Consider the following 21,933-nt stretch of genomic DNA (forward strand, 5'->3'; position numbering starts at 1 on the left):
CTCCGATTCGGGTTCCGCCGTCGATCTGCGATACCGGGCAACCCAGGTCCCGAGCGTGGTGTCGCGGATTCCCAACTCGCGTGCGACATGGGTGATGCCCCGTGACCGGCCCCGGCGGGGCTTGTCGTGTCCGTGCTCCGTTCGACGGGACACCGCGCGGGGTCGATGCCATGGACGGGGCCTCGAGGCAGGTGGAGGACCAGTGGCACGAGCAGTGATCCGTCCGATGCGTACCGGACTTCACGACGAGGGGGCGTATCCCGAGGCGGCGCGCCCCGGGGCGGGTTCCCGGAGGCGCTGCCGGATCTGCTGCGGGATACGGCGAGTGTCCAGGCGCAGTTTGAGGCTCTTGCGGAAGGACATGGCCCTGGGCAGTCGGAGCCGTAGTCCGGTTACGTCTGCCGGCGAGATCTCGTGGGCAACCTTGGCGTTGAGCCCGGCGGAGACGACGACTCGGTCGCGCGGGGGCGTTGCCGGGCGCCGAAGCCGAGGGCGCGGACGGCCTGGGTGAACAGTGGTTCGACTGGCTCGGTCTCCGGCTCGGACACGATCACGGGCATGATCGAGACCCTGAGGCCGACGGTCTTGGCGAGGTAGGGGGTCCATACGCCGGCAGCGACCACGACGGTGGGCGCGTGGGTGGTGCCGGCTGCGGTGGTGACGCCGGTGAATTGGCCGTCGGCTTCCAGGAGCCGAGTGGCCTCGACACCGTAGGCGACGTGCGCGCCGGCATCGCGGGCGCGCCGGACGTGGTACGCGGTGCCCTTCTCGGGCCGGCAGACCGCATCCGCGGGGCTCCGCATGGCGCCCCGGAGGGGGCTTGTCGCGCACGGGATGATCTCGCGGGTCCGGTCGGCGTCGAGGAGACGGACGCCGGTCGCGCCTGTGCGGCGGGCTTCGTCGACCGGGCCCTGCAGGGTGGGGAGTTCGTCGTCGGTGGTCTGGAAGTAGAGGTTCCCACCGTTGACCGGTTCGAAGTCGCCGTCCACGGCTGCCTCCTGCCACAGCTCGAGGGCTTCTCCAGCCGGCGGGAACTCGGCGCTGTGACCGTGTCGTCTCATCCGCGTTTTGTGGGTGCGGTGTTCCGACCTGGGGTGCGGCGCCGATTGAGAATGTCGTCCGTACTCGGCGGCCGTTCGTGTCGATTTGGACCCGCCTCCTCTCCGACGGCTGCCCCGGCGGGTGAGGCCTGGGCCTCCGCGGAAATCCGTCCGCGTTCGCGAACGGGCCGAGGCCGGGGTGTCGTCCCTGTGGGGTTCAGCCGAAGGACGCGGCGGCGCGGACGATGGTGACGATCCGGACTCCGGGGCTGACTTCGTAGCGCATGTTGACGCGGGCGAGGGAGACGTCGCGCCGGTCGGGGTCGCCGTGCATGAAGGAGGATTTGTGTCCGTAGGGGTCCCGACCGATCGTGCCGGCTACGGCGGATCCCACTTCCGAGTGCGCCTGCACCGGCTCCTCGACCACTGCCCGGGACTCCACCGCACCCACAACCTGGTCCGACAGTTCGCCGCCACGCTCGACACCCGCGACGGCACACCGCTGCCCGACTGGCTCGACCGACCCACCGCCGGCGAGCCGGGGCCTCTCGTCGGGGTCGCGGCAGCCCTGCGCGAACACCGGAGGGTAGTCGTCCGGGGGATCACCACCCCCTGTGACTTCGGCGTCAACGAAGGCCGCATCACCGATGTGAAACTCCGGAAACGCATCACGGCGGGACGCGCCGGCGTCCTTCTCCTTCACCGCGTCGTCCTGATCGTCACCTACGTCGCCGCTATGCGGCTCGGCCGACCATCGTGCCCGGATGACCCCCCGCCTACGAAAATCTTGCCCTTGCCACATCGATTCGGACGCCGACACCCCGACCCGTGTGACGTGGCCTACACGGTGGCCTACCACCACCGCATTCAGGAGGGTTGGGGCGACCTGCCATCCAGGGAGTACGCCGACATGGTCCACGAAGGATGCAGGATCGGGTCGCAGGACTGATGTCGCGCCGTGCGTGACGCCGTCCCCGCGGCGGCGTCACGCACGGTCCATCGGCCCCGCCCCGGCGTTCAGGCGCCGGCGTCGTCCGGCAGGCCGAAGCCGGCGGTGAGGAGGGCGAGCCTGGCGAGCAGGGCGTCGGCGAGGGGGAAGGCGCCGGCGCTGCGCAGCCAGCGGCTCAGGGTGGTCGTGTAGCTGTCGAAGACGAGGTCGGCGATGGTTTCCGGGTCGATGTCGGGGCGGATCTCGCCGCGTTGCCGGCCGCGGGTGACGGCGGTGAGGATCGCGCGGGGTGTGGCGGCGCCCAGGCCGAAGGCGGCGTGCAGTACCCCGCTGTCGTGGAGTTCCTTGGCCAGTGCGTAGTCCTGCTCGTTGAGTCGTGCGAGCGCGCGTAGTTCGTCCGCCAGCGCCTCGACGGCGGATTCGCCGTCCGCCGCGTCCCTGGCCTCCTGCCGGTCCAGCAACTCGTGTCGCTGCCGGACCCAGGCGGTCACGAAGTCCTCCTTGCGGCGGAAGTGGTTGAAGGCGGTCTGACGTCCGGTGTCGGCGCGTTCGGCGATGTGGTCGTAGGTGGTGGCCGCGTATCCGCGGGTGGCGAACAGGTCGAGGGCGGCGGTCAGGAGCCGCTCACGGGTGGCGTTGCGGCGTTGTCCGCGCCGGTCCTGTCGGTTGTGGTGTCCGGCCGGTTCCTGCGGCGCTGTCGATCTCACACCGCGAGTGTACTTGAATCCAAACTAAGACTGGAGTACATATTGGTACTCCAGTACATCCACTGAGGAGGTCAAACGATGACCGTCCCGTTCACCCCGGGCCTGCACGAGATCGCCGCGGACACCTACGCCTACCTGCAACCCGACGGCTCCTGGGGCTTCAGCAACGCCGGGCTGGTCGTCGCCGACGGCGAAGGGCTGCTCGTCGACACCCTGTTCACCGTCCCGCAGACCCGCGCCATGCTGGACACGATGACGCGGACCCTGCCCCGGCTCGCCATCCGCACCCTGGTCAACAGCCACAGTGACGGCGACCACTGGTGGGGCAACCAGCTGCTCCCGGACGCCACGATCCTCGCCTCCGAGGCCGCCGCGGCCCACATGCGCGGCGACCGTCTCCACGAGTTGTTCGCCTGCCCGGGCGCCGTCCCGCTCCCTCGGGTCGCCGAGGAGATGCGCAGGACCTTCGACTTCACCGGCATCACCCCGACCCCGCCGACCCGGACGTTCGGCGGCGAACTGGACGTCGCGGTGGGCGGGCGCACCGTCCGACTGATCGAGGTCGGCCCGGCGCACACCGTCGGCGACGTGCTGGTCCACGTCCCGGACGTCGCGGTGCTGTTCGCCGGGGACATCCTGTTCATCGGCGGTCACCCGGTGGTTCACAGCGGCCCCATCGCGGGCTGGATCGCCGCCTGTGACCTGATCCTCGGCCTGGACGTCGAGACGATCGTGCCCGGCCACGGCCCGGTCGTCGGCAAGCCCGAGGTCCGTGCCTTCCGCGAGTACCTGGAACGGGTCCGCGACCACGCCGTGCGTGCGCACCGCGCCGGCACACCCGTTCTCCAAGCCGCCCGGGAGATGGACCTGGACGGCTTCGCCCACTGGGACGACCCCGAACGGCTGCTGCTCAACATCGGCGCCGTCTACCGTGAACTCAACGGCGACGGCACCCCCGACGAGATCGAACTGATGGACCGCCTCGACCAATACGCCGCCCCGCACCCGGCCGACACGGCACCGCTTGCCGTCGATGTGGCGCCGCGCATCGTGCCGCGGCCCGCGTCCGAGATCGCAGCCCTGGCCGGACGGCTGGAGGGCCCGGCGGCGCAGATTCTCGCCGGCGGCGCCGGGCCGTTGGCGGGCCGCCCCGTGCTCAACGTCCTGGCGACCATCGGCAACCACCCCGACCTCCTGATCGCCCTGGCGCCCCTGCTCACCCAACTCGCCCAGGGACTGCTCCCGCCTCGTGAACGGGAACTGGCGATCCTGCGGACGGCCCACCGCACCGGCGCGGCCTACGAGTGGCACCACCACACCCGCCTCGGCGCCGCCGCCGGCCTCACCGGATCCGAGATCGCCCGCGTCCTCGACGGGCCGGACGACCCCGGCTGGCACGAGGCCGACCGGGCCCTGCTGCGAGCCGTCGACGAACTGTGCGACGACCACGTACTGTCGCCGGCCACCCGGCGGGAACTGGCCGTCCACCACTCCACGCCGCGACTGCTGGAACTGCTCGCCCTCGTCGGCGCCTACGCGTTGATCGCCGGCATCCTCAACACCTGCGAAGTCCCGCTCGACGATTGGCTCACCCCATCCACGCAGGCCGGCACGACCGGCTGAACGCAGTCGCCCGCCGCGCAGCACACGCGAGTCGGTCTGTCCGTCGAGATACCGAGGATCGCCCCCCGGGCCCCGGTGAGGGGGCGTGTCCGGGCCAGGCCCGCCGCCCGGTCCGGACGATCGCCGGGTAACGAACTCCCGGGTCCGGGACGGCGAACTCGTCCAGCGCCTCGGCGGCGGCCTGCTCGGTCGGGGCGGTGTGGATCGCCTTGAGGGCGGTGACGAGTTCGGTGTGGTCCTTCCTGGAGGTGAATCGCAGCGAGGCCCGGATCAGGTGGATCACGCACGTTCGGATCGTCGCCTTCGGCCAGGTCGCGGTGACCGCGTCGGGCAGGCCCTTCAATCCGTCGCAGGCGACGATGCACACGTCTGCGCGCCGTCGGTTCGGGTCGTCACGACGCGTCAGGGTCGGGGCCGGCGGGGGACGAGCCCCGGGTCGCGTATCGACGCGCGGACCGGTTCCGGGGAAACGGTCTCGCCGGAGCGGGCCGGGACGGCGTGGACGCGTCGACATCCGTGGGTCTCGTGATTCGCCGTGTTCGCGCCTGCGGTGCGACACCCACTCCGCCGGTGCCCACCCCGCGCCGGCGTCGGCCTCGCCCACCGCGCGTGGAAACGATGATCCGGCTGCTCGGCGGAGCCGCGTGGCGTGCGCGGAGGTGGCGGCAACAGCCGTGGCCACGTTGCCGATCCGGTGACGGAGAGGCCGTTGTCCGTCTCCCTGCGTAGGGTTCCGGGCATGGTGCCCAAAAGCTTCTACGATGTGAGGTTCGGCGTGTCTCCCGGCGGAGCCAGGAAGGACGCGCACCACATCTGCGGCAGCCTCGACGAAGCCGTCGCCGCGCTGGCCTCCGAATTCGACGATTCCCTCAACGTATGGCTGGTGTTCGACTACGGCCACGGTGCCGATCTGGCCCTGGACGTGTATCAGCGAGGCGAACGAGAGCGTTCCATCGATCTGCACCCGTTCGTCACGATCCGGATCGACGGCTACCCCGACATCACCTTCCTCGGATCGGGCGAACCGACCGGCCATGCCGTCGGCGCGGATGATGCGGAAAGGGTGAGGGCGGAGCTCTCCGACGGGTTGTTCGAAGGCAGGTTCGAGGGCAGGTTCCAGGTCACCGTGGACTGGGACGCCGCCCTCGTTCCGCCACTCGTGGGTGAGATCGCCGAGCCCGGCGATCACGTCATGCTTGGCGACGGCCCCGCCGATGACCTCTGCGACCTGGACGGGCTCGACGAGGACGAGTTGGAGGACGAACTGATCGACCGGGGCTACGTCGAGTACGGGGATCACGATTTCGAGGCGTGAGCCGGACGGGAGCGGCCTGGACCGACCCGGCCCACGGCCGGGCCCCGGGCCGAGAACGCGGATGCTGTTGGTCGATTCGGGGCCGTGCGTGACGTCGGCCTTCAAGACCTGGTCGTGGTCTTGAAGGCCGACGTTGTCGTATGGGGTGAGTGCCTCGGGATACAGATCCTTTTCGAGTTCGGCGTATTGATCCGGAGTGAGGGCGGGCGTGAATCCCGCGGGGAATCGGTGCATCAGGCGCGTGGGCCCCGATGTTCTCCGGGCCGTGCACGGAGCACTCCGACGCGACGAGATGCTCTCCCTCGCCGCAACCCCCCGACGTAGGCGCGGTCGTGGGTGAGGCACATGTACCCGAAGGACACACACGGATCCGTCTCGGACGGCTCGTGGAGCGACGGATCCCGCACCACCTCGATCACGATGTCCTGCGGGTCCAGGCGGGGGATCGGTCGCGGGTCACGCCACAGCAGTCTCGGAGGGAGCATGCCGTCATCATCGCGTGCGCACGTGTTCCGCCCGGAGGTGGTGTCGGCGGCGGATGCGGGGATTGCGTCCTACCGGTGGCAGGGTGGGGCAGCGGTGTCCCGGCCCGTGGCTCAGCACGATTTGAGAACCTCGCGTGGTACGTGCGCGTGGCCTGCGGACGGAGACGCCGTTTTCGGCCCGGAGCGGTCGACCTGCGGCGCCGCAGGATGTGAGAAGGCCGGGCAACGCCCCGGATCCACAACCGGGACCGAAATCGTCCCAGCTCGGGGAACGGGCGGTGTCAATGGTGGAACTCCCGGAATTCGTTGTGCGCCTGCACGCCCCCGATACGCAACGCTGCGCTGACAGTTCGGTGTTGTCAGCTGGGAGTTGTGTGAGGACGATCCGGAACATGGGGAGATCCCGGATCTCGACGACCCACGTGTTGCCGACGCCGGCGAGCGCGAAGGAGCGGCCCTCATCCTTGTCTACTCGGGCTAGCCAATCATGGCTGGTTTGAATAGACAACGGGTGGGAGGCGAAAGCGGGTTGCGCGTCCGCGACGATTCTCGGGCGTAGTGGACGAACTCTCGTCGATCACCTCGGACGGTGTCGGGCGTTTCCTACGGCGTTGGTACGGCGCCCTGGAGTGTGTGGTCGAGGTCCGCGTCGACGCCGATCCCCGTGTGCCCGCCGAACCGGTCGTGTGGCGTGCGGCGGCGCTTGTCGCGGGCCCGTGACGTTCCACGACCGGCTCGTCGCGCCCAGGGATCCGGCGCCGGACTCTCGCGGTTCCTTGCCCCCGGCCCGCTTGTCGTTCGCCCGTGCTCCGGCGGCAGCCACGGCCCGCCATGAACCCGCCTCCGTGTCTGCGCCCCGGCGAGCCCACGAGGCTCCGTGCGTAGGTGCATCGGGTCGCGTGCCTGAACGGCACCACCCGGCACGCGGGCTCGTGACGAGTGGGGGCGCTGTCGGGCGACCATCCCGACAACGCCACCGGGGCCGGCCGCCTCGGTCCGAGAGCACAGGTCCCTGCACCCTGTATTCGTAACTTCACGGGCCACTGCGGGCCTTGGGCCTGCGAGCGGGGCCACCCGCCGAGGGGGCGCACCCGCGACCGCACCCGGGTCCGCGTGGCTCGACGCCACGAGCTCAGCCGACTGCGGCATCCGGCGCGAGCACCAGGCCGGCTGCCGCGAGGAAGTCCTCAAGGTCGATCTCGCCGCCGTCGGTGCCGTCGTCCCATTCGACCAGGAGCCCGGACAGGCCCTCGTTCCACGTCTCGGGCGTGTCGTCCGCATCGTCCGGGCCGCGGTGCCATTCGACGCTGCCCTCGCCGTGTCGGTAGCGGAGATACAGGTACCGGCCGGTTGCCGTCCAGGCGTTCCACTGCGAGGGAAAGCCGTGACAGGTTTGTACCACGCGCACCAGCGTCCGGTTCTCGTCCGTTTCCATCCGAGGATGTTCGCGCATCGGCAGGACCTGGGCAATCACTCGCGAGGGACGGACCGGACCGCTACAGGCCGGAGATCGGCGAGTGGGTCTGCAGGATGTTTCCGAGGGTATGCGTCACCTCGTCGAGGCGGCGTCCCGTCCGTCCAACAGCACGCTTGTGCACAGCCACATGTCCGCCGTGTTCCCGGCCGCGGTGGTGGCCGCGCCGTTCCTGCCGGACATCGCCGAGCACGGACGACCCCAGGCCCGCGAGGCGGCGGTCACCCTCCTCCGGGGAATGGTGTGCTCCACGCCGATCCCGGGATTCGACCGCGTTCGCACAGCGGCCGGCCACCACGCGCCGCTGTGCCGCGCCGTGGCCGCGGTCGTCCGCGGTCGCCGGGAGGTCCTGGCGGTGCCGGGAAGGTCGGGATGGGACCTGCCCGGTTCGGCCGCCGCCCATGGCGGTTCGACGTCCGCGAAGCCGTCGCGACCGAGGGCGGGACGATCGCGTTCGGGATCCTGGACGGCGCGCTCCCCGCCGAGCCACCGCGAGGGGAACTGCACCCCGCGGGCGCAAGGGTGTCGATCGCGTCGGTGGTGGTCGAGAACCCGCCGGTGGAGGAGTGCGGGGATGCGTGCGTGCGCCTGGTGGGCGCACCGATCGGGGAGAGTGTCGACGGTGGTGTCGTCCGTCCGGCGGAGTGCGGCGAACGAGGACGCTGATCCGTCGACCCAAGCGCGAGATCTCGAAGGCCCGCGGTCCATGGCCATACCTGGAACATCCGCCTCGGCAACGCGGAGATCGCCGAGGCGCTCTACGCGCAGCCGACGCTGCGGGTGTACTTCCCGTTTTTGTCGCACGGTGGCTTCGGTCTGTTGAGCAGCACCGCCGACCCGTACCGGGAAGTGGTGCCGCGGGTCACCCCGGCGGGCGATGGCCTGTGGAACGTGGTGACGCCGTGGTCGCCGGAGACCCCGTCGCGCACGTCGGGCGAGCGGGGGAGCGCGGGTTCGGGATGCGCGCGATGACCGGTTTGTTGTCCTCGTCGGACCACTGGTCGCCGGCCGCGCGATCCGGTCGCGCAACCGCAACGCGAACTCGCCCCGGGTGATCGCGGGTTCCAGCGTCGGCGTGGCCTTCGGCGTCGCGTCCGCGAGGACGCGGGCACCGCACGCGGTGCCCGCAGTGGCCTTCGACTCGACCAAGGCGACGAACGCGTCCATTCCCAGGCCGCCGGTCGGACGTTCGGTCGTCAGCTCGACGGCGACCGCGCCCAGGACGGCCCCGACGTCGTCGCGCCGCGCGTCCGCCAGGGACGTCGATTTCAGATCGCCGGCATTCATCGGTGTCGGCTCCTGTTGGAGGCAGGTGTCTGGCAGTCCGGCCCTCGCACGCATGCGCTCAGGCCCGAGGTTGTTGGCTCGGTTTGCGACACCGAGCCGTTCATCAGCCCCGGAACCTCGCGTGCGACCGCGAGGGCCGGGGCTTTTGTGCTGAGCAGCCTGGGCCGCTTGTGAGCACTGTAGGGGACCCCTACGGTGCCGGCAGGCGCTCCGCCGAATGAAGGGGTCGACTTGTCGGACGAGGAGGTGCGCCGGGTGTCACAGGCTCTTGACGCCGTTGAGCAGATCGGCGACGTCGAAGCGCGGGTTCGGGCGAAGAGTCGCATCATGGCCGACCAGGTGCGGCGAAACCGCGAATGGTCGGCGGAGCGGAAGGAGTTGATCCTTCGTCTCTACGATGACGGACAGGGGTTGTCGTACCGTCAGCTCGCCGCGCGCCTCGACATCAAGCTGGGCACGGTGCAGGACGTGTTCCGCGACTACAAGGGGTCGGGAACCACCCGGCCGAAAACATCGACGCCGAAGGCAGGGGATCCTTCAGCCGAGTGAGAACCGGCCGCGCGATGTGCCAGACCGGTCCCGGGCAACCTGCGGGCAACGTGTGGATGGCGCGACGAAGGCCTCCATTCCACGGCGGTGTTCGTGGCGTGAGGGCCTTCGTCGCGTCCGGTGCTACCCCGCAAGCCGGCGGTGGCGATCATCGACGGCGGGACGGTGGCCCGTAGCAGGAGACCCAACCCGGCCGGTCGCGGTGGCCTGGGCCGCGGTGATGTTCTCGACCTGCTTCTGCAGGACCTCGAACAGGTCGGCCCCCGTCGAGGTTCACGCCGCTGCGCCATCGTCAAAGCGTTGGAGTGTGTCTTTGGAGGAGGGATAGACCCAGCGGGGTGAGGGTGTGCCAGACCTTGTTTCCGTCGCGGCGTGAGGCGACGAGTCCTGCGCGGCGGAGCATGCTGACGTGTTGGCTGGCCGCTGCGGTTGTGACGCCGAGTCGTCGGGCGAGCATGGTGGTGTTGGCGGTGACGGCCAGCTCCGCGAGGGCGGTGGCGCGTGTTCGCCCCAGCAGCGCGGTGAGTGCGGCTGATGAGCCTGCGTCGGGGGGTGCCAGGATCGAGCTGATGGTGGCCGCGTCTTGGCCGGCTCGGTACATCAGGATCGGCGCTGCGTCGTCCAGGGTGGGTGTGAAGATTTGCGGTTCGGTGGGGCAGAACAGGGAGGGCGCGAGGATCAAGCCGCGGCCGTCCAGGTGGGCGTCGGTGGTCTGGTTGATCCAGGGCTTGTAGGTGGGCAGTTCCAGCACCGGGGGATTCCAGACCAGCAGGGGATGCAGCTCCCTGAGCAGTTTGTCGACGCCGCCCTCGATGGCCTTGCGTGCGCCCGCCATGCATTCGGCTTCCAGGTGCAGGCGTAGTCTCGGCCAGACCGGGCCGATGAACGCGTCGTGACATTGCCGGAGCGCGCCGAGGAAGTCCTCTCGGGCGCGGCGGTCCCTGGTGACGGCGGGGCTCAGCCAGGGCGGCATCCGCCGGGCGATGCCCGGGATCGCGGCGAACTCCCCGTGCATGCGTTCGGCGGGGAGAGACCGTAACTGCTCCAGCCCCGCAGCCAGAGTGTCCACCCTGCCCGCCAGGGTGAACAGGTCGGTGGCGCCGCTGTTGTGTGGCGCCAGGAATCCCGCCAGTGAGGCGGCGGTCGGCGGCGCCTGCCGCAGGACACGCGTGCGCCAGCCTGCGAACAGGGACGCGCCGGGTGTCTGCTGTCTCAGGATCCGCAGGCTCCACTGCGTCTCGGCCAACGGCCCCAACACCCACACCCGGACCCTCACGAGGTCCTCAGCCGTGAAATGCAGACGCAGCACCACACCCCCCAGTCCCCGGCAAGCCCCCGCCGTGTCCAACCGTCACGTCCCGGATCGCGCTGGGAAGGACTGTCCTCGCGCCGACTTCCCCCCAACAGCGACCTCACATCACATGATGCCTGACATACGGTTGCCCGGTTTGGTGACGAGTGTCGTTATTAAGTCCAGGCGGTAAAGACTTCCAGACGCCCCTGGGCGCCTGCCAGCGTTGGTCACGCACCCGGACACCACCGGGCTGCGACCGGCCAACCCGGGTTCGGGCCGAGGTTCGGAGACTTGCACGGACTTGTACGGAAAACGAGACTCCACACGGCCACCCGAGGCAGCCTGATCGACCCGCCGGAACAACTCCCACAATTCGTCCGGCACCAGATGACTTCTCAGTGGGAGCAGGATCACTCGGCGCAAGGAGCGTCTCGTCATGCACGACCGGGCATCCACATCCGCCTGCCGCAGCTAAGGGCGCCCACCCTGACGACGGCTGCGCACCGAAAGGACCCCAACTACGAAGGCCGGCAAGACGATCGGCGCGCTCGTCGCCTCCGCGGCCCTCGTCGTCGGCTTCACCGGCATCGCTCACGCGAGCACCGTAGGCGGAACTGCCGTGCCATCGAGGTGGCGATGCAGGCCTTGGTGAACCGTGTCCACGACGCTCCGAACCCGAAGGCTGCTCTCAACGCCCTCTCACCCAAGGAGAAGATGGAGCCCACCTTCGCAGCGGCGCGGAGGCCCCGTGCCGCGTTCTCGGCATGTACGACCGCTTCAGGAATCTGATCTTCGTGGCTTCCGCGGCAACCGATGACCCACACGGGAACTGGGCCCCGGTGTACTTCATTCGAGTCTGCTGACCGACCTCGCGGAGTCCGCTCACCGCTCGGCCCACGCCAGGGACGGCGACCGCCGAGATCGCCCGTGGAACTTGGACCCGATCGCATCGTTCGACGGTCGACCGGAATCCGATCCACCGGATCCGGGCCCGTTGCCCGGGATCCACGAATCACACCTTCGACCACCGATCCGGAGGACATCATGACTATTCGCAGGAAGCTCGCAGCGCTCGCCCTCGCCGGCGGTATCCTCGCCGCCGCCGTGGCCGCGGCCTCCCCGGCCGGCGCCATCACCAACGTCGGCTGCAACAACAACACCCTGCACGAATGGAGCCACACCCACGACTACTGCTACGCCGGTCTCGGTGACGGCTGGGCCAACATCTCCGAGGTCTGGGCAACCAGCTCGGGCAATTCGGCCAGCGTTACCGACATCAGCATTCGGGGCCGCAATTACAACGAGTTTCTGCCCATGGGTGGAAGCCGCAACTACGAGCAGGCCTACGGCAGCTGGGGGAACGTATACGGCGTACACATCGTGAACAGCTGACGGCTCTTCACGGGTGGGGCGGACACCGGATCGTTCGGTGCCCGCCCCTTCACAGTGCGGTGCCTTCCGAACGACCGGCCGTCATCGGATATGAACAGGGGCAAGCCATGACGACAAACACACGGAGAATCACGGCGGGGCTCGCGACGCTCCTGACACTGGTGGCGTCCGGTTGTGCCGGTCGCGATCCGCAGGAGCAGCCCTCCGTACCGCCGCTGGGGCCCGTTGCCACGGTGACTTCGGTCGACGCGATATCGCTCCCGATCGACGCGTACACGCCGACGCCCGCACAGTACGTGGCGATTCAGCGGGCGATCGATGTCGTTTCGCGGCGGTGCATGCGGCGTTACGGATTGGCGTATCACCCGCCGGTGTTGCAGGGATTCGACGACGCGATCCGCCAGAACAGGATGCGCTCGGTGGTGTACGGATTCTTCGACCTCGACACGGCACGAAGCAAGGGGTACGACACACAAGCCCGACCGTCGGGAAATGGCGACACCCCCGAGGAAGCGCCCTACAGTCCGGTGGAGACCGGTGTGCTCGAAGGCCGGGACCTGTCGGGGGCTGCGGTCACCACGTTCAACGGGCAGCACGTTCCCGTCGGCGGCTGTCGAAAGGAAGGCGTCGATGCCGTCGGTGGCCTCCCGCCCGTGCCGGCCGCGACGGCACTTCCCGACGGCGGCCCCAAGGTTCCCGCGAACGATCCGCGCATGGTGGACGTGAACGCCCGATGGGCGGAGTGTATGCGCGCGAAGGGTTTTTTCTACCCGAATCCGTGGGCCGCTTACACCGATCCCAAATGGAGTGCGTCGCGCCCCGGGCCGACCACGCTGCCCTTCGGCCACTCGCCGGAGGAGACGGCGACCGCGACCCTCGATGTGGAGTGCAAGATGTCCACGAATCTGATCGGCGTCGCGATTGCGGTGGAGACCGCCTACGACAACCGATACATCACCTCGCATGCCGGTGCCCTGGCCACGTTCAAGAGGCGGCTCGACGACCGCCTCGCTACGGCCGCTCGGCTCACCGCCTCCCCTGCGGGGTGACGTCGGCCCGACGCCGGCCGCGGTTGCCGACGACGTCGCCGCTCGGCGGCGACGAGTCTGCGGGTGCGGTGTCCTTGGGATGTTCGCCTCTGCCGATCGGGGGTGCGGCGGAGGGGGGTTGATGCGATCCGACTCGGACGCCGGCGGGTTTGGGACGGTGTTTCGGGCGTTGGGGTGACTGGGCGGGTCGATTGCTCCGTCCCGGCTGCTTTGAAAGTTCTTGTCGGTTGATCATGTGTTGGCCATTGGGTTTGCAGGATCTGGGATTTGGTTCGTGATCGTGTGACCTGTGAGCTTCCCCCGTTGACACTGGAGTCTGGACGCGTCGCACGACGATCCCGGCGATCGGGACCTCGACCGTCTGGTCGACGTCGTCCAGGACGGGCTCGCCCGCTGTTGCCGGCCGGGGGAGTGGCTGAGGGTCCTGGACTGGCAGCACACCTGTTACCGGCTCCGCCCGGACGTCCCGGAGACCGACATGTTCCTGCCGCGTGTGCTCGAGGGGCGCTCGCGCGAGGGTTGGCCGTTCGGCCCGTACCCCGAGGGCAACTACCACGTCTTCCTCGCGGAGGACCTCCGCTTCGGCACCTTCGGGCATCCCTGGGAACACACCTTCTGCGTGTTCGGCGCGGAACTCCTGGCCGCGATCGCACGAAACGCGCCCGTGTACCGAATCGGATCCCCACACACCCTGCAGGGCACCTCGGGCAGTTCTCCGCGGGCCATGCCGATCATGGTCTCTTCCAGGATCTCGCGGTCACGTTGCTCCTCGGCCGACCTTGTCATGAATGCTCACCCGCCCCAGGGTCGAAGTCCGCCGGATCGCCCCGGCAGGCTCGCGGCGAACCACGCGGCCGCGCGACGAGTGTTCCGTTCCTCGGGTGGTTTCGACACCTGTGACCGGGTGTCGATACCACTCGGGCGAACATCCCGGGCACGCCACCACGAGGCCCTCGCCCCGAGCCCGCGCCCGGATCGGGGAACGCCCACCGCACCATCACGCCGCGCGGCCGGCCGCGTGCCGTTCCGGGCGACACCGGGCCCGCCGGTCCCCGATGTCCGGCGTGAGCGGCCGCCGGGGATGAACCGCCCGAGATCGAGATACCGTACGCAACCTCCCCACGCCGATTCCTCGTCGGCCGCTCGGTCGACCGATGGGCGACCACTCGTGGCCGCGGCGACGGGAGCCGCGTGGGGCGGACCGGACGACGCCGACGAACGCGGACCCCGGGCCGGCGTATGCGTCCGCCGCCGCGTTGCCGTCGGGGTGTCGCGCCGTCTTCACCCCGGGCCGGTGGCCTCGTTCGTCGCGGGGTGGTCGTGGTGGGGATGATGGTGCGGTCGTGGGGGTTCACGGACATCGGCCGTGGTGTGGGGGAGGGTTCGGGGTGAGGTTCGAGTCGGGTGGGTTTCCGTTGGTGGTGCCGCAGTCGCCGCTGCAGTTGTGGGACTGGGACGCGAGTCGTTCGAGGATGGTGTTCCGTCGTCGGACGCAGTACGGGATCCGTTACGAGGACGATCGGGTCCTGGACGTGTGTTTTCGGGATGTGCGGACGGCGATGATCGAGCCGTACGTTCCCGGTGCTGTCGTGCGTCCGCTGGATGTGCCGCCGCCGGGTGAGGCGCCGGTGCCGGGACACCGTCGGGCGGGATATTTCTCGATCACGGGCGTCAGCGCGCTGCACGGCGGCGCCGCCGATCACTGGGTCCTGTGCGGGAGCGTGATGTGGGCGTGGCTGGACATCGGGTGGGACGATCCCAGCCCGTTCACGAACGACGCGTTGATGGACTCCCTCGACACGGTCGCCTGGCGCGACCGGGTCCACCCGCCCGCGTGAGCCTGCCGCGGGCGTCCGATGCCGGGTGTCGGTGGCGCCGGCTGTGCCGCGCGTCCGCCGCCCGGGGGCGTGTGACAGTGCGTCGAGGGTCGCGGTCGCGCCGGGCGGGGGATCGGGGCCTCGGTGCGGGCGGGCGGTTCGCGTCTCCGTGGGATGGTGGAGCCGGATGTGGGTCCGCGCATCGAGCCTCCACCGATCCTCACACCGATGCCCGAGGAGCGACGACGCGGCGTTCGTGCTCTGTTCCCGGCCGAGGGCCGCCGGCGTCGCCGCGGCGGTCGCACGGTGGTTGCGAGGATCGATCCGACCGGCGCCGAGCGTGTGCCGGTGCCGCCCGTACTCGACCCGCGGGAGTGTCGATGCCGCCCGATCACCGTCCTCACACGACCGAGGCCCTGCTGCCGCACCTGCTCGGGCGGTTGAACCTGCCCGGCGACTTTCCCCTCGCCGATCTCGACGTCCGCGGCGTGTGCGACGTCGCCGCACTCGCCGCGGCCCACTCCTCCTCCTACGCCGCCGGCGCGCATCTGTTGACCCTGTGGGCGGTGCTTCCCGATCCGGGCGGCCCCGACGACTTCCGGGTGCGGTTGTGGAAGGCGTCCGACGACCCCCATCTGTTGCCGGCCAACGTCAAGGGCCTGGTCCTGCGCGCGCTCTCCGGCGACGGCGCCGGGCCGGCCGGACAGATCCTGTCCTTCCTCTCCGGGATCGCCGGCGACCGCCGCGTCGCCACCGCGCGTGTCGTGGGGCGGGCACTGGTCGACGCCCTCGACCGCGTCGGCTCGGAAGCCGCGATCCTGGGCGAGGCGTGGTTGCGCGACGTCGAACTCGCCGCCTGGCGCGCCCTGCTCGCCGCCCGACCCGACGACGACCCGGCCGGCCGCGAACGCTTCCGGCGGGCGTGGCGCGACGCCTGAACCCACGCCCGCCGGCGCGGGAGCCCTGCGTCCCCGACGTCGCCGACGCGGGGAATACGGACTCGACGTGGGTGGCGCCGCGGTGCCTCGGGCCGCGCCCGGGGCGACGCCCACCCTGGTCGCCGCATCGCCCCGCCGGCCGTCGGGTCGTTCGTCCCGGGACCCGTCGGTCGGGGCGATGCCGAAGTCACGGCTCAGGACGCGGTGTTCGTCGTGCGTCGCGCCGGGACCGGCGGCGGTGATCCACCACCGTCGCCCCCCACATCGGGGGATGTTTGCACGACGGCGGATGAGCGCGGCTCGTGGGACTCGTGGGCGCCAGGGGCGACCGGAGCGACCCGTGTTCCGAATTCTCTCCGTACCTGTTTGCATTCCTGGGGCCGGCTGCGTCCGGTCGGGTAGGCGGTCGTCTGCGGTCGCACGGCGTTGGCCTGACGGCACGTGTCCCCGCCGCGGTCACCTCGCGGTGACTCGCTCGTTGGGCACGGCGAGACTCGAGGACGGGAGCGATATGGCCATCATGATCACCCAGGACTGCATCAACTGCGGTGCCTGCGAACCCGTGTGCCCCACCCAGGCGATCACGGGCGAGGGAACCGCGGGCACGATCTTCGTGATCGATCCCAAAGCCTGCACGGAGTGTGTCGGGCACCACGGCGAACCCGCGTGCCAGTCCGAGTGCCCGGTGGAATGCTGCCTGCCCGACGAGAAGAACATGGAGACCGAGGAGGATCTGATCGCCCGGGCCCTGCGCCTGTGCCCGGACGACGAGGAACTGCGCGCGCGCGTGGACTCCGGCGTCTACCCCAGTCGCTTCAGGACCGAATGAGCGACCGGGTGCCGGCGTACGTATGAATGTGCTCGGTGTCCGTGTTCAAAGGTGGGAGGCGTAACCACACTGTTGGAGCAGTCAGGCCGCGGTGGTGTGCTCGTTGATCGAGGGATGGACCATCAGCCGCCGATCGAGCTTCCTGAGTGGGCGTGCGAGCTCGTCTCGGCCCCGGACCCACCACCGCGGGACCGTGACGCCTGCTTGCTGTGCGAGCAGCCCATGAGTATTTGTTCTCGGACTGGAGGCCGTGAGACGCGTTGATGGCGCGCTTGTTGAACGCACCGGTTCGTGGCTTCCGGTGGTGCCGATCGCCCGGTGCGTCGAGGTGTGTTCTGGGAGAGTGGGAGCCGGAAACGTGGTGGGGTCTCGGGGTCGTTGTTCCGGATGAACGTCAGTCCCTGTCGTTCTCGCGGGTTGCCGGTTGGTTCGTCCGCTGTGATGGTCTGCGGGTGATGCGCCTGGTCATGAGCGTGATCGCGGCCCCGGCGATCAGTGATTCCGAGTGCTGGACGAGCCGTTCGTAGTCCCGGGCGTGTCGGCGGGCGTGCATGACCCAGGCGAGCGAGCGTTCGACCACCCAACGGCGGGGCAGGACGACGAACCCGATGGCGTCCTTGGGCGGGCTCACGGTCTTGAGGGTCAGGTTCAGGTGGTCCTTCGCGCAGGTCACCAGCTGTCCGGCATAGGCGGAGTCCGCCCAGACGATGGCGATCTCGGGGTGCATCAGCCGCAGTCTGAACAGCACTTCCTTGGCCGCGTCGCGGTCGGTCAGGTCGGCCGGGGTGACCAGGACGAACAGCAGCAGCCCTTGGTGTCCACGACCAGGTGCCGCTTGCGGCCATTGATCCTTTTCGCCCCGTCGTAGCCGCGCGAGTCCTTGCCGACGGTCTCCGCGGCTTTGACGGACTGGGAGTCGATGACGGTGGCGACCGCCCCGGGGGACCGGCCCATCCCGCGCCTCACGCGCTTGCGGAGCTGGTCGCGGATCTGTCCGACGACGCCGGCCGCCGCCCAGCGGGCCATGAAGTTGTAACAGGTCCGCCAGGGCGGGAAGTCTGTGGAAGGGGTCGGGTAGCCGGAGCACATTACTGTGCTCCGGCCCCCTCAGAACCGGCCATGCCCGCTTTCCAGGCAACCGGCTCAAGCAAGCCCCACGGGCATCACAGGTCTTGCCTTCGGGGCCGTCTGCCATCGATGGCGTGATGTTGCCGATGGCATTCGGCGTGCACGAGACGCAGGTTCTTCTTCTCGTCCGACCCGCCGTCGCGCCGATACTCGAAGTGGTGCTTGTTCAGCATCTTCATCGAGGCTGCGAACCAGTTGATCCACTCGCGTGGGTTGTCCGGCTCGTATTCGGCTCCGGCGATCAACGTCTGGCGGCATAGGGGACAGAGCCCCCGTTGCCGATGGGCCAGGGACAGGCTCACCTTGTCCATGGGAGGCGGCGTTGTCCGTCGGCGACGGTTCTCCCAATAATCGGTCAGGGACGGGTCGTCGAGCGACGCCGCCCCCTTGACCAGGGTGTGTCGGGCGATCCCGGTCCAGGAAAACTTGACGAGATAGGCGCCGCTTGGGCGGTCGCCGAACACCCATCGGTCCTGCCGGGCCTTGTTGAACCGGCCGAAGTACCGTTTGACGATCCAGTCCTTCGACTTGCGCGGGTGGGCATGCTTGGCCCACTTGTAAGTGAGCACCCACATGTAGTTGTCCAGGTCGGTAAAGGTCCTGGACGACATCACCGTCCGGTAGTAGGCGGCCCACCCGCGGATGATCGGGGCGAGCCTTCTCAGGACTCCTCCGGCGTTGGCCCCATAAAGTGCCTTCACCTCGGCCTTGAGCCGTTCCCGGATTCTCGCGACAGCGTCCTTGCTGGGCTTGATCAGCAGCTTGTCCCCGCAGCGCCGGATCCCGAATCCGAGGAAGTCGAACCCCTGCGTCACATGGACGATCCGGGTCTTCTCCCCGTTGAACCTCAGCCCTCTCGGCTCCAGCCACTGTGCCAGCTCGGACTTGATGCGGTGCGCTTCCTCCTCGCCGTGGCACATGACCACGAAATCGTCCGCGTACCGCACCAGGACAGGGGCGTCCCGGGCCGTGTATGTGCCACGATTTCCCGGACCGGCGTACCGGTATCGACTTCCTGCCGCTGCCTCCATCCCGTGAAGCGCGACGTTCAGCAGCAGCGGACTGATCACTCCCCCTTGGGGAGTTCCCTCGTCCGTCCGTGTGAGGCGGCCGTCCTCGACCACTCCGGCCCGCAGCCATCCTCGGATCATGCTCCGACCAGGGAACATGCCAAGGGCGTCCAGGAGCTTGGTGTGGTTGATCCGGTCGAATGCCGCCGCGAGATCCGCGTCGAGCACCCACACACGCGTGGCACGCTTTTGCCCCACCGTGTTGTAGATGGCCTCGATCGCATCGTGGCAGCCCCGACCGGCACGGAATCCGTATGACCTCGGTTCGAATCGCGCCTCCCACTCGGGCTCCAGAGCGTTTTTCACCCGGCTTTGGAGCACGCGATCCACGATCACCGGAATCCCCAGAGGTCGCCGCCTTCCGTCTGCCTTCGGGATGAACACGCGCTTGACCGGCCGGGCGTGCCAGGGATGCTCGGACCGTTGGATCCGGGCCGCAAGGCGGCCCCGTTCCCTCGGCGTGAGCGCCGTTTCCCCGTCAATGCCAGCGGTCTTGCGCCCCGCGCTCTGCTGGGTCACCCTCCTGACGCTCACCAGCGTGTTGGAGCGGCTTCGCAGCATGAGCTTCTGCAAATTGCGGACCTTCTTCAGGTCGCCTTCCTGTGCTGCCTTGAAGATTCTTCGTCTCAGTCGCCGTACGTGATCCTCGCACTCGGCCCAGTCGATGCCGTGCCAGTCGAGTCGTACGTCCTCCGGTCCGTTCGCATGGGCAGTGCGACACGGCTGACTGTTCCGTCGTGTCATCAGCACCTCCCTGCGTCCAACTTGCCCTTCGGCTCCGGCGCCATCACCAGATCTCTGCAAAGGCTCACCCGGCCCACGTGGGCGCCCTTTCGGGCCGGGCCACCTGGACCCGTATCCGACGGGTTATACGGCGGCAGGAGCCGCTCGCTTTCCCCTGGCCTTTCGGCCTGTCGGCCTTCGCTTCTTGGGCCATCCTGTTCCCGCCGGGGAATTGATCCTTCCTCACGGTCGGACTACCGGGCAGTCCCGGACCCCGACGGGGTTTCCACGTTCCGCACTGACAAGATGCGACTGGGGTGGGCGCCTCCTCTACCCCGGGACCGGTGGTGTCCTGCCCCCGCCGGCGAGTCCGCGAGGGTCACCTGGCGCTCTTCCGCGCCGAGTCCTGGGCCGCCGCATGCATCACCATCGCGCGGCTTGCAATCACGAGGCATAGCCGGAGATTCGCTTTCGCTCGCCCGTCCAGTCTTCCCCTTTGCTTGTTGCCTCCCGATGGCCAGGAAGCTCTTGAGCGTGATCGTCCGGCTTCACACCCCGCCGTTGCCAGCGACGCATGCGGACGCAGGGGACAGGCCACGGACACTGGCCTGGGCTCTACCAACTCCCTTCTGTCGTCTTGCCACTTGATCAGTGCGACCTCGTGTCGCACCCCGCCATTTGCAGCCGGTGTCGACGACGTAGCGGATCGCGTCGACGATCTCCCGCCGTGGGTGCTTCTCCGGCCGTGTCAACGGCCTCTCAGTTCGGCTCTGATCCACATTTCGGGATCACCCAGCGTGAGCAGGGGCGACATTGCTCCGTGACGCTTGTGCGTCGTTGCTGGTCGGCCCGGGTCAGCTCATTCGTCGGCTGGCGTGGGCTTGTTCCGCGCCGTTCCACGAGATGGGCATGGCGCCGACTGATGCGAATTCGATCTGCGGGTCGGAGCTGTGGACCAGGCACATCACGCGACGTCCGAACAACGCAGCCCGGCGGGCGTTGTCGGCGATGATGTCCAGGGCGATCTGCGCAGTCTCCGGATCCGCTGCGGCGAACGTGTCGAAGTCGGTGAAGACCAAGACCAGGCCGGTGGCCTCTGGGGGGATCCCGTAGGCAGCGTAGGAAGCGACATCGCCGAAGCAGTCATTGAATGCGTCGAGGCTGCGTCCGTGGTAGTCGGGGAAGTCCAGGGCGGCTCCGACATCCTTGAGGAGGTCTTCCTTCGATGTCCAGACCGCCGCATCCAGAGTCGCGACGTGGTAACCGTGTTCGTCCAGCCAGGCTGTGCTGTCGTCCAGCAGGTTCCGGCGCCGGAAGAGCGTAATGAAAGTGTTCGCCATGAGCCGGAAGTCGAGGTCCCGCTCGGCGTCAGGGGTGAAGGCGGCCATGCCGTTGACCCTAGTCGGTCAGGCTGTGAGCAGGATGCGGCGTCGGAGGAGGTCGAAGTTGGCACGTCCGTAGCCTTGGCGTTTGAGGAATTTGACCCGGTTGACATGGCCCTCGACCATGCCACTGGAGTAGGGCAGGGTCAGGCCGGCGGTCACGGCGTCGAGGTCCTTGCTGAGGTTGCCGGCGAAGTTGCTCAAGGGCGGGAGCTCGCTGGCCTGGGCCGCCTTCATCCAGCGCGGTGGCAGGTGGCCGTGGAGGTTCGTCATCATCGTGGCGAAGTCCTCGATGTGTCTGCGGAGATCGGCAAGTTCTGGGCAGCGGGTGAGGATGCGCTTGAGGCGGAGCTGCCGGCTGGAGGTGAGGTTGTCGGGGTGGCGGGTGAGCCGGCCGACGACCTGCCGGATGGTGGGTGTCTCGGACCGCTTGGGCGTCGGGGCCTCAGCGGACCGCAGGGGCTCGAGCCACCGCCGGACGCTGCGGCTACTGCCGCCATATCCGCGCTGCCGGATCTCCCGGAAGAGGCGTCCGCCGTCGGTGCAGCCCTCCTGCCGGCGCATATTGAGGTACTCGGCCCAGGACTGCAGCATCCGTCGGCTCTGCCGCGGTGGCGCGAGCAGATCCTCGACAGCCCTCGCGTGGGCGTACTTGCGGACCGTCTTGCGGTCCATCCGCAGCGACTTCGAGATCACTTCGATGGCGACGCCCTTGTCGTACATCTCGTGCACCGCCGTGAAGTGGCGGCGGGTGTTCGACGCCCGTTTGCCCTCGGTCGCCGGTGGCCCGGCAGGCGGCTCCACTACTTCGTCATGATCCGTCCTCGGGCGGGACGAGACAGCGGCGGTGAGCGACAACGCACTTCTCCGCCGTCTTGCACA

Annotated in this window: 20 protein-coding genes and 2 pseudogenes; 12 read left to right on the top strand and 10 right to left on the bottom strand. The window is 69.0% G+C overall.

Annotated elements, in window-relative coordinates:
- Window positions 1–392 precede the first annotated feature (392 nt).
- From ABIA38_RS40490 to ABIA38_RS40500, 3 genes are all read right to left on the bottom strand, one after another.
- Window positions 393–1,061: an NAD(P)/FAD-dependent oxidoreductase gene (locus tag ABIA38_RS40490; protein WP_424643994.1), complete on the bottom strand. Its 669-nt coding sequence runs from the start codon at window positions 1,059–1,061 to the stop codon at window positions 393–395.
- 196 nt (window positions 1,062–1,257) lie between these two features.
- Complete coding sequence (locus tag ABIA38_RS40495) at window positions 1,258–1,743, bottom strand: hypothetical protein (RefSeq protein WP_424643995.1); 486 nt, start codon at window positions 1,741–1,743, stop codon at window positions 1,258–1,260.
- A 314-nt stretch (window positions 1,744–2,057) separates the two neighbouring features.
- Complete coding sequence (locus ABIA38_RS40500; protein ID WP_424643996.1) at window positions 2,058–2,696, bottom strand: TetR/AcrR family transcriptional regulator; 639 nt, start codon at window positions 2,694–2,696, stop codon at window positions 2,058–2,060.
- A gap of 78 nt (window positions 2,697–2,774) precedes the next feature.
- Here ABIA38_RS40500 and ABIA38_RS40505 point away from each other — a divergent pair, with 78 nt between their 5' ends.
- On the top strand, window positions 2,775–4,319 hold the full coding sequence (locus ABIA38_RS40505) for an MBL fold metallo-hydrolase (RefSeq protein WP_424643997.1): 1,545 nt from the start codon (window positions 2,775–2,777) through the stop codon (window positions 4,317–4,319).
- A gap of 79 nt (window positions 4,320–4,398) precedes the next feature.
- Here ABIA38_RS40505 and ABIA38_RS40510 read toward each other — a convergent pair.
- Window positions 4,399–4,704 (bottom strand): annotated as a pseudogene (locus ABIA38_RS40510) (transposase); the annotation flags it as partial.
- 324 nt (window positions 4,705–5,028) lie between these two features.
- Here ABIA38_RS40510 and ABIA38_RS40515 point away from each other — a divergent pair.
- Window positions 5,029–5,634: a hypothetical protein gene (locus ABIA38_RS40515; RefSeq protein ID WP_424643998.1), complete on the top strand. Its 606-nt coding sequence runs from the start codon at window positions 5,029–5,031 to the stop codon at window positions 5,632–5,634.
- A gap of 1,043 nt (window positions 5,635–6,677) precedes the next feature.
- Window positions 6,678–6,839, top strand: coding sequence for a hypothetical protein (locus ABIA38_RS40520; RefSeq protein ID WP_424643999.1), 162 nt, complete (start codon window positions 6,678–6,680; stop codon window positions 6,837–6,839).
- 412 nt (window positions 6,840–7,251) lie between these two features.
- Here ABIA38_RS40520 and ABIA38_RS40525 read toward each other — a convergent pair whose 3' ends face one another.
- Window positions 7,252–7,554 (bottom strand): hypothetical protein, encoded by a 303-nt coding sequence (locus ABIA38_RS40525; protein ID WP_424644000.1) that lies wholly within the window; start codon window positions 7,552–7,554, stop codon window positions 7,252–7,254.
- Window positions 7,555–7,965: 411 nt separating this feature from the next.
- On the opposite strand from ABIA38_RS40525, the gene ABIA38_RS40530 reads away from it, so the two are divergent.
- The 3 genes from ABIA38_RS40530 to ABIA38_RS40540 all read left to right on the top strand — a co-directional run bounded on the left by ABIA38_RS40530 (window position 7,966) and on the right by ABIA38_RS40540 (window position 9,429).
- Window positions 7,966–8,259 carry a hypothetical protein gene (locus ABIA38_RS40530; protein WP_424644001.1) on the top strand — a complete coding sequence of 98 codons (294 nt, stop codon included), beginning with the start codon at window positions 7,966–7,968 and terminating at the stop codon, window positions 8,257–8,259.
- Window positions 8,260–8,337: 78 nt separating this feature from the next.
- A complete protein-coding gene (locus ABIA38_RS40535; RefSeq protein WP_424644068.1) occupies window positions 8,338–8,565 on the top strand; it encodes a DUF6193 family natural product biosynthesis protein in 228 nt (75 codons plus the stop codon).
- A 546-nt stretch (window positions 8,566–9,111) separates the two neighbouring features.
- Window positions 9,112–9,429, top strand: coding sequence for a helix-turn-helix domain-containing protein (locus ABIA38_RS40540; protein ID WP_424644002.1), 318 nt, complete (start codon window positions 9,112–9,114; stop codon window positions 9,427–9,429).
- Between the two features lie 292 nt (window positions 9,430–9,721).
- On the opposite strand, the gene ABIA38_RS40545 is transcribed toward ABIA38_RS40540, so the two are convergent.
- Entirely contained in the window at window positions 9,722–10,741 is a 1,020-nt protein-coding gene (locus tag ABIA38_RS40545; RefSeq protein WP_424644003.1) for an ArsR/SmtB family transcription factor, read from the bottom strand.
- A 1,026-nt stretch (window positions 10,742–11,767) separates the two neighbouring features.
- Between ABIA38_RS40545 and ABIA38_RS40550 the strand changes: the two genes are divergently transcribed.
- The 6 genes from ABIA38_RS40550 to ABIA38_RS40575 all read left to right on the top strand — a co-directional run bounded on the left by ABIA38_RS40550 (window position 11,768) and on the right by ABIA38_RS40575 (window position 16,748).
- The gene (locus ABIA38_RS40550) at window positions 11,768–12,115 is read left to right on the top strand and encodes a hypothetical protein (protein ID WP_424644004.1); all 348 of its coding nucleotides are present in this window, start codon (window positions 11,768–11,770) and stop codon (window positions 12,113–12,115) included.
- A gap of 107 nt (window positions 12,116–12,222) precedes the next feature.
- On the top strand, window positions 12,223–13,164 hold the full coding sequence (locus ABIA38_RS40555; protein ID WP_424644005.1) for a hypothetical protein: 942 nt from the start codon (window positions 12,223–12,225) through the stop codon (window positions 13,162–13,164).
- Between the two features lie 316 nt (window positions 13,165–13,480).
- Window positions 13,481–14,497 carry a DUF2716 domain-containing protein gene (locus ABIA38_RS40560; protein ID WP_424644069.1) on the top strand — a complete coding sequence of 339 codons (1,017 nt, stop codon included), beginning with the start codon at window positions 13,481–13,483 and terminating at the stop codon, window positions 14,495–14,497.
- Between the two features lie 55 nt (window positions 14,498–14,552).
- Entirely contained in the window at window positions 14,553–15,002 is a 450-nt protein-coding gene (locus tag ABIA38_RS40565) for a hypothetical protein (protein WP_424644006.1), read from the top strand.
- Between the two features lie 359 nt (window positions 15,003–15,361).
- Complete coding sequence (locus ABIA38_RS40570) at window positions 15,362–15,919, top strand: hypothetical protein (protein ID WP_424644007.1); 558 nt, start codon at window positions 15,362–15,364, stop codon at window positions 15,917–15,919.
- Between the two features lie 511 nt (window positions 15,920–16,430).
- Window positions 16,431–16,748 carry a YfhL family 4Fe-4S dicluster ferredoxin gene (locus ABIA38_RS40575; RefSeq protein ID WP_424644008.1) on the top strand — a complete coding sequence of 106 codons (318 nt, stop codon included), beginning with the start codon at window positions 16,431–16,433 and terminating at the stop codon, window positions 16,746–16,748.
- A 448-nt stretch (window positions 16,749–17,196) separates the two neighbouring features.
- Here the strand turns inward: ABIA38_RS40575 and ABIA38_RS40580 are convergent.
- The 4 genes and pseudogenes from ABIA38_RS40580 to ABIA38_RS40595 all read right to left on the bottom strand — a co-directional run.
- Window positions 17,197–17,807: pseudogene (locus ABIA38_RS40580) on the bottom strand (IS5 family transposase); the annotation flags it as partial.
- Window positions 17,808–17,911: 104 nt separating this feature from the next.
- On the bottom strand, window positions 17,912–19,690 hold the full coding sequence (gene ltrA / locus ABIA38_RS40585; protein ID WP_424644009.1) for a group II intron reverse transcriptase/maturase: 1,779 nt from the start codon (window positions 19,688–19,690) through the stop codon (window positions 17,912–17,914).
- An 833-nt stretch (window positions 19,691–20,523) separates the two neighbouring features.
- Window positions 20,524–21,057 carry a barstar family protein gene (locus ABIA38_RS40590; RefSeq protein ID WP_424644010.1) on the bottom strand — a complete coding sequence of 178 codons (534 nt, stop codon included), beginning with the start codon at window positions 21,055–21,057 and terminating at the stop codon, window positions 20,524–20,526.
- Window positions 21,058–21,075: 18 nt separating this feature from the next.
- Complete coding sequence (locus ABIA38_RS40595; protein ID WP_424644011.1) at window positions 21,076–21,909, bottom strand: transposase; 834 nt, start codon at window positions 21,907–21,909, stop codon at window positions 21,076–21,078.
- Window positions 21,910–21,933 lie beyond the last annotated feature (24 nt).

Origin of the sequence: Embleya sp. AB8 (assembly GCF_049739465.1) — a bacterium.
In the GTDB taxonomy this organism is placed as follows: Bacteria; Actinomycetota; Actinomycetes; order Streptomycetales; family Streptomycetaceae; genus Embleya.

Excerpts from the sequence above, each read along its gene's own strand:
- ABIA38_RS40490 (WP_424643994.1), bottom strand. The coding sequence starts at position 1,061 with ATGAGACGACACGGTCACAGCGCCGAGTTCCCGCCGGCTGGAGAAGCC.
- ABIA38_RS40505 (WP_424643997.1), top strand. The coding sequence starts at position 2,775 with ATGACCGTCCCGTTCACCCCGGGCCTGCACGAGATCGCCGCGGACACC.
- ABIA38_RS40525 (WP_424644000.1), bottom strand. The coding sequence starts at position 7,554 with ATGGAAACGGACGAGAACCGGACGCTGGTGCGCGTGGTACAAACCTGT.
- ABIA38_RS40530 (WP_424644001.1), top strand. The coding sequence starts at position 7,966 with ATGGGACCTGCCCGGTTCGGCCGCCGCCCATGGCGGTTCGACGTCCGC.
- ABIA38_RS40550 (WP_424644004.1), top strand. The coding sequence starts at position 11,768 with ATGACTATTCGCAGGAAGCTCGCAGCGCTCGCCCTCGCCGGCGGTATC.
- ABIA38_RS40555 (WP_424644005.1), top strand. The coding sequence starts at position 12,223 with ATGACGACAAACACACGGAGAATCACGGCGGGGCTCGCGACGCTCCTG.
- ABIA38_RS40570 (WP_424644007.1), top strand. The coding sequence starts at position 15,362 with ATGCCGCCCGATCACCGTCCTCACACGACCGAGGCCCTGCTGCCGCAC.
- ABIA38_RS40575 (WP_424644008.1), top strand. The coding sequence starts at position 16,431 with ATGGCCATCATGATCACCCAGGACTGCATCAACTGCGGTGCCTGCGAA.
- ltrA (WP_424644009.1), bottom strand. The coding sequence starts at position 19,690 with ATGACACGACGGAACAGTCAGCCGTGTCGCACTGCCCATGCGAACGGA.
- ABIA38_RS40590 (WP_424644010.1), bottom strand. The coding sequence starts at position 21,057 with ATGGCCGCCTTCACCCCTGACGCCGAGCGGGACCTCGACTTCCGGCTC.